The organism is Allobosea sp. Tri-44 (assembly GCF_004123845.1).
Lineage (GTDB): Bacteria > Pseudomonadota > Alphaproteobacteria > Rhizobiales > Beijerinckiaceae > Allobosea.
In genome coordinates, this window is sequence record NZ_NBDP01000022.1 from 1 (window position 1) to 6,354 (window position 6,354).

At 60.7% G+C, this 6,354-nt stretch carries 7 protein-coding genes and 1 pseudogene; 4 read left to right on the plus strand and 4 right to left on the minus strand.

Annotation, left to right across the window (positions count from 1 at the left end):
• From B6S44_RS15075 to B6S44_RS15090, 4 genes are all read right to left on the minus strand, one after another.
• Positions 1–258: NAD(P)/FAD-dependent oxidoreductase (locus B6S44_RS15075; protein ID WP_206735170.1), on the minus strand; the 258-nt coding region annotated here is incomplete at its 3' end.
• Complete coding sequence (locus B6S44_RS15080; RefSeq protein WP_129157718.1) at positions 258–767, minus strand: ferritin-like domain-containing protein; 510 nt, start codon at positions 765–767, stop codon at positions 258–260. The genes B6S44_RS15075 and B6S44_RS15080, both read right to left, overlap by 1 nt.
• 2 nt (positions 768–769) lie before the next feature.
• Positions 770–1,030, minus strand: a complete 261-nt coding sequence (locus tag B6S44_RS15085) for a hypothetical protein (RefSeq protein WP_129157719.1) — start codon at positions 1,028–1,030, stop codon at positions 770–772.
• Between the two features lie 261 nt (positions 1,031–1,291).
• Positions 1,292–1,552: a hypothetical protein gene (locus tag B6S44_RS15090; RefSeq protein WP_129157720.1), complete on the minus strand. Its 261-nt coding sequence runs from the start codon at positions 1,550–1,552 to the stop codon at positions 1,292–1,294.
• Between the two features lie 533 nt (positions 1,553–2,085).
• Here B6S44_RS15090 and B6S44_RS15095 point away from each other — a divergent pair.
• From B6S44_RS15095 to B6S44_RS15110, 4 genes and pseudogenes are all read left to right on the plus strand, one after another.
• A complete protein-coding gene (locus B6S44_RS15095; RefSeq protein ID WP_129157721.1) occupies positions 2,086–4,011 on the plus strand; it encodes a putative bifunctional diguanylate cyclase/phosphodiesterase in 1,926 nt (641 codons plus the stop codon).
• Between the two features lie 42 nt (positions 4,012–4,053).
• Positions 4,054–5,091 carry an aspartate carbamoyltransferase gene (locus B6S44_RS15100; RefSeq protein ID WP_129157722.1) on the plus strand — a complete coding sequence of 346 codons (1,038 nt, stop codon included), beginning with the start codon at positions 4,054–4,056 and terminating at the stop codon, positions 5,089–5,091.
• Positions 5,037–5,933, plus strand: coding sequence for a DMT family transporter (locus B6S44_RS15105; RefSeq protein ID WP_129157723.1), 897 nt, complete (start codon positions 5,037–5,039; stop codon positions 5,931–5,933). Before B6S44_RS15100 ends, B6S44_RS15105 begins: the two co-directional genes overlap by 55 nt.
• Positions 5,918–6,354, plus strand: a pseudogene (locus tag B6S44_RS15110) (dihydrodipicolinate synthase family protein); the annotation flags it as partial. The gene B6S44_RS15105 and the pseudogene B6S44_RS15110, both read left to right, overlap by 16 nt.

Consider the following 6,354-nt stretch of genomic DNA (forward strand, 5'->3'; position numbering starts at 1 on the left):
GCGAACCGAGCCGTGATGTAGCTGTGCACCATACTGCGTGGCCTGCGTCCGCATGAGTGCAATCAGATCCTGTCCTGCCACGCCATTCGGGAAGCCCGGAACATTACGAGAGATCGGTATGAGGCGGGCGCGACTCTCGAAAGCATCGACGACAATGACCCGCAGATGGAACCGAGCAAGGTAAGTTGCCGCTGTGAGGCCAGCAGGCCCGCCGCCTACGACCAAACAGTCAACATGCTCCAGCCCTCCGCTTACCACTAGCGCTTAGCCTCGACGCCACCCGTCGCCTCGCGCGACAGGTATTTTGCGGTGACGACGGGAATGTTCTCGGCGAGCCAACCCGCCATCGCTTCCTCCTCAGCCAGGATTCGAGCGCAGACAGTGCTGGTCTCAAGGTCGCCCACGGCGTCCGCTGCGGCGATCAAGACGCGGTAGGCTGCGATTTCCATATGCTCAAACGTGTAGCTGGCCATCGTTCCTTTGATGATCTCGTCTTCAACAAACAAGCCGCTCAAGCCTTGGCCCATTGCAATGAACGTGGCTGCGAGGTCTTTGATTACCGAAGTGTTCCCGCCGAGACGCTCGATGCAGCTCTCAATCTGCGAAGCTTGCCGTTTCGTCTCGGCCAGGTGGTCCTCGATCTTGGCCCTGAGCTCGGGATAGTTCTCGATGCGACGCGCCAACGCGGACAGCATCGTAATCGCCTGTTGCTCCATGGCGTGGGCGTCGCGGAGCCAGTCGAGCAGATGATCCTGAGGATTCGTCATCTCTAGCCTCCTTGAGGGAAGTGTCCAAGCACGCCGCCGTCGTTGTGGGACGCATCCAGATCTTGTTCTTGTTCCCATTTAATGATCACGGGGATTACCTGAGCCTCATACAAGCCCCGCTGTTGAGCCGTAAGGCTATTGTAGCCATCTTGCGCGACCTGGAGCGCGACAGCGTGTGCCGCGCCGCCTTTTTTCAGCCGACCATCGTCAACTAGGCGCTGAATCAGACCCTGCAGGTAGCTGGATCGTTTGGTGACCTTCATCGCCGGATCTCATGGCCGTCGACGGCATTTGCCGCAGCGACCCGGCGATCAACGCATTTCGCGGAGGCCAGGTTCCTGAGATTGGCCCGCTTCTCTTTCGCAGCCCGCGCTTGAAGCAGAACGAGTCGATGCGCGCGTGCCCTACATTAGCGAAGTGGCCTGCTAACAACGATCTGGTCGGCGTTGCCGTGACGCCGATCGCGGTGCCGACTGGCGCTTCGGCAGATCAAACACATCGCTCGAATGTCGGCTTTCCGGCACTCAGGCGGCCTCAGCGGGGAGCGTCAGCACGCGGCCATGGACGACCAGATGCTTGTCGCTGCGGTTCACGACCACGAGCACCACGGATGTGCCGTCATCACAGTCGAGGATCTGTCGAGTGCAAAACAGGCCGTCGTCGAATTGGACCGTGTCGAAGAGCAGGTAACCAGCTCGGCGGTCGTCGTATTCGCCCGCGAATTGATACAGGACGTCGATCCCACGCCCGTCGCGCAGGTTCAGCCGGCCTTTTCCGGTGATCATGGCGTGTCTCCGCTTGGCGGTGTCGGAATGCGCCGTACGCGGTGATGTCCATAAGCAAGGAACAACTGCCGACCCACGGGGCGTCTTTCCCCGGTCCCCGTCAATGTCAAAAGTTAAAGGACTGCGGGGGCCGCAGCATTTTGGGTGTCCCCAGCAATAAGGCGTCGGCGTCCAGCGTCCGGGAAGCCAGCGTCCGCTTCAGAAAGTCAATGTCAGCTAATGGCGCGCTCCACCCATCTAGTTTCTGACAAACGCTCTGCATCCTCGCTTCAGCGCTGCTTTGATAAGCCCAAGCAAGATCGAAACTTCGCGACCATTCCAAGATCACTTTTGTGAATCTCGGCGGGAGAGCCAGCTCTTTTGCCAAGATAGTGATGCCCCGGTGCCATTATGTGGCTGCCATATATACTCCGGGGTAACGCTGATTGAATTTTGGAGCGGTTCAGGCCTCTCCCGCGTCAACGAATTAGCGACGATTGCATTGCTAGAAGTGTCAGGCCGCTAAAGGAGCTGGGGCTCAGATTCGGACACTGATGAAGGCGCGTGCTTCCAAGACTGTCCTTTATGATCCTGAGCTTCGCAGCGTCATGGTGCGTGCGCTCTATGGCACGCCGTTGGCAATCCCGCTCGGGATGACGATCGCAACGATCGTGATTGCAGCTTGCGCTGGCATCACCGGTGACGCCGTCTTCGCTCTGCTGAGCGCCGTTATGGCTTGCGTCGGCGCATTCCGGTTCGGGACCCAGGTTTTCTATCGACGGACACAATTCTCGTTCTCGACAGCGGTGTTCGAGCGGCTGGCCTATGCCGGTGCTTGGGCGACCGCCCTCACGATGAGCTGCTTCGGCGCCTATGCCGTGACGGCTCACTCTGACGACCGGATCGTGACATTGGCGGTTGCGCAGACGATCGGCTACATCGCCGGAATCGGGGGCCGCAATAGCTCCCGCCCGTTTATCACGAATATCCAGGTCACCTGCGCGGCGCTGCCTTTCGCCGGCGCGCTGATCGCATCGCAGATTACGGCCTTCGTCGTCATCGCCGCGGCGCTGTTGATGACCGTCGTCCTGACGGTCTCGTCCTCGGACGTCATCCACCGCGTGTTCGTATCGAACTTCCGCACGACTCGCGATCTCCGGAACATCGCGAAGACCGACAGCATCACCTCGCTGCTCAACCGGCGAGGGTTCATTGAGGAGGTTGAGGAGCGGCTATCGTCGGGAAGGCGAACCTATCTTCTCTCCGTCGACGTCGATGACTTCAAGACAGTCAACGACACGCTGGGTCACGATGTCGGCGATGCCCTGCTGTCGCTGGTCGCCGATCGCATCTCCTCGGTTCTCGGACGGGGCGATAAAGCCGCGCGCATCGGCGGTGACGAGTTCATGATCGTGTCCGCTCGCGCCAGCGAGGATGTCGCCGAGTTGGCCGCGCTGGTGGTCAGCTTGTTTGCCGAATCGATCAGTGTCGGCAAAGCTACGCTCTCGATCTCGGTCAGTATCGGGGTCGCCAACGCGACTGACGAGACGCTCGAGCGCTCCCTCAAGCACTGCGATCTGGCTCTCTACAAGGCGAAGGCAGACGGCAAGAACCGCTGGCAATCCTATGTGCCTGAGCTGAGCGAAGCCTATGACCGGCGGATTGAGCTGGAGCAAGACCTGGCCAGAGCCATAGTCGAAGGTCAGTTCGAACTGCATTTCCAGCCGATCTACAGTCCGCGCGGTCGCACGATCCTGTTGTGCGAGGCGCTGATGCGCTGGAAGCATCCAACGCGGGGCTCCTTGAGCCCCGCTGAATTCATCCCCCTCGCCGAGCAGAACGGGCTGATCAAGAGCCTCGGTTCTTTTGCGATCGAGCAAGCGCTGAAGGCTGCGATCAGCTGGCCGGAGCCGGTCGGCGTCAGCGTCAACGTATCCGGCAAGCAGTTCCACCGCGACCATGATCTCGTGGGCGTCATCGAGGACGCTCTGAGGTGGACCGGTGTCGCACCGCACCGCGTGACCATCGAGGTCACCGAGACGACGCTGGCGGAAGACAAGGACTTCGTGATCGCGACGCTGCACAGGATACGCGCGCTCGGCGTGAAGGTGGCCCTGGACGATTTCGGGACGGGTTATTCGTCCTTGAGCTATTTTGCCGAGCTCCCGATCGACCTGTTGAAGATCGATCGCGCCTTTGTCGGAAGCATCGCCACGAGCAGCAAGGCGCGCGCGCTGATGCGGGCGATCACTGGTCTGGCGAGCGATCTGAAAGTGCCGATGATCGTCGAGGGCGTCGAGACGCCGGAACAGTTCGAGGCAGTGACGCACTTTGCCCCTTACGGCGTCCAGGGCTTCCTGTTCGCGCGGCCCATGCCGAAGAAGGATATCGACCCGATCATCGACCGGCGCGTTGCGGTTCCCGCGATCGACCGGCCTTCCACAACCGGAACGAAAAAGAGCCGTTCCTCCGCAGCCTAAACAGGATATGTTCTGTTTCCTGATAACGGGAGCCAGGGCACTATGGCCGGCGTAGGTGTCAAAGACCTCCTATCCGCCGATGATATCGACGAGCGGGACCTGCTCGACGTCCTGAACAAGGCGGAGGCGATCGCCGACGGAAAGTTGCCCGCCCGGACGAGTGCCAGGATGATTGGCCTGTTCTTCGAGCAGGAAAGCACGCGGACCAGGATCGGCTTCGACGTCGCGGCCTCTCGGCTACGCCATCACATCGTCGATATCTCCGCTTCCCCGGGCAGCCGGCTCGGCAAGGCTCAAGGGGAGGATCTGGAGGATCATATCCGCACGATCTCGGAATATTGCGATCTCATCGTCGCCAGAACCGAGCATGTCGCCACTGTCGAAGAGATCGCGCGTCTGACACACCTGCCTGTGATCAACGGTGGAAACGGGATCGGTGAGCATCCGACCCAAGCCCTTGTCGATCTCTTCACGATAGAGCGGCGCCTCGGCGATGTCAGGCGCCTGTCCGTGGCACTGTCGTGCGATCCGACCGCCCGTCACGCTCTCTCCTTCATGAAGCTGCTGGCGCTGCGCCCGCCGCAGCGCTTCACCCTCTGCCTTGCACCCGAGACCAAGCTGTCAAACGTCGCCGCGGCCGCCATAGATGACCTGAGGCATTGCGGAACGACGATCGATAGGGTGGATAACGTCGAAGCCACGTTGGATCATGACGTGCTCTCGATCCAGACTCAAAGAGCGTCCAGCATCATCAGCGGGCGTATTGGCGAGATGGATGCGGTTCAAAAGGCAGAAGACGAGAAATTCACGTTGACGGCCGAAAAGATCCTCAGAAATCGCTCGAAAACGATGATCATGAATCCGCTGCCGCGGCATTCCGAGACGGACAAGTCATGCGACAGCCTCCCGAACGCCGCCTATTTCGAGCAGGTCAGGCTTTCGATCCCCATCCGGATGGCGGTTCTCAGCCGGATGCTCGCGGGCCGGCGCTGGACGGGGCGGTCTCGCTCGCGTTTGCAGGCTGGATGGCCGGAAACGTCTTCGCCTATTTCCTCCTCGCTGTCGCAATCCGTCAACTGAAGCTTGACCTCTCCTATCCGGAAATTCTTGCCATACGCTCGGCCGGTGGTTTGGCGATCGGGCTCGTCCTGGGTTGGCACGACCGCCGGTTGTTCCGCGAGGTCTGGCGCTCACCCCTGCAACTGCATCTGGCCCGGAGCGCGCTCCATGCCATGGGCGCGATCACGGTGGTCTGGAGCGTCGCCAATCTGCCCTTGGGCCTCGTCGCGAGCATCGAGTTCAGCGGACCCTTGTTCGCGGCCGCCCTCGGCGCCATCGCTTTCGGGACGCGACCGGCCAGATTCGCCTGGGTCGGACTCGGCCTGATTTTCGCCGGGGCTGCAGCGATCGTGAATCAATATATGGATGTGGTCGGCCTTGCGATCATCATTCCGTTTTCCGGAGTCGCCATTCTAACCTGCACGAATATCATGCTGGGATTGCTCAGCGAGAGGCAATCGACACATTCGATATTACTCCTCATGAACATGATCCAGTTGGTTATATTCATGACATTGAGCCTGTTGGGAGCGGATACGCTCAGGCTGCCACCGTCTTCGTTGACGACGACAGCACTCTTCACGGATGGAACTGCGACATTGCTGCTAGCGGTCGTCCTGATGGCTGTTTCCGGCTACATGACGCAGGCGTCACTCAGCCAGGCAACGCGCCATGGCACCGCCGTTCAAGTTGCCGCCCTCGACACGCTGCGAATTCCAGCGCTTGCCGTTGCCGGCGCGCTACTCTTTGGCGAGCCACTCAATCAGAGTCTATTAATTCCTAGCGCGATCATCATGTGCGGAGCCATCTTGACGACATATCTTGATCGATCAAAGCGAGGATCGACCAGGACTACCCGCTGACGCTCTCGGTGGTGATGACGCCGGCCGTGATCCGCAAGATCATCCAGGACAACCCGTCCTGCGTGATGCTGAAGCATGAGGACTGGCCGGGGCTGGAGAAGATCTCGACCCTGCGCAAGTTCGAGGCCGAGGGCTCGCTGCGGCGCGTCGCGATCCTGACCGGCAATGGCGGGCTCTTCCTCGATTTCGAGATGGAGCGCGGCGCCGATGGCGCCAACACCGGCTATGCCTTCCCGGAGCTGCTGATCGACGTGGTCAAGGCCAGCAAGGCCGGCCGTCGCGACGCCGCGAACGACATCTTCGCCGCGCATCTGCCGCTGCTGCGCTCTGAGCCGCAACAGGGCGTCGGTCTCGCCGTGCGCACATATGTGTGGATGAACGCCGGATCGGCAGAGGGGCGGGGAGGGGAGGGGGTGGCAGT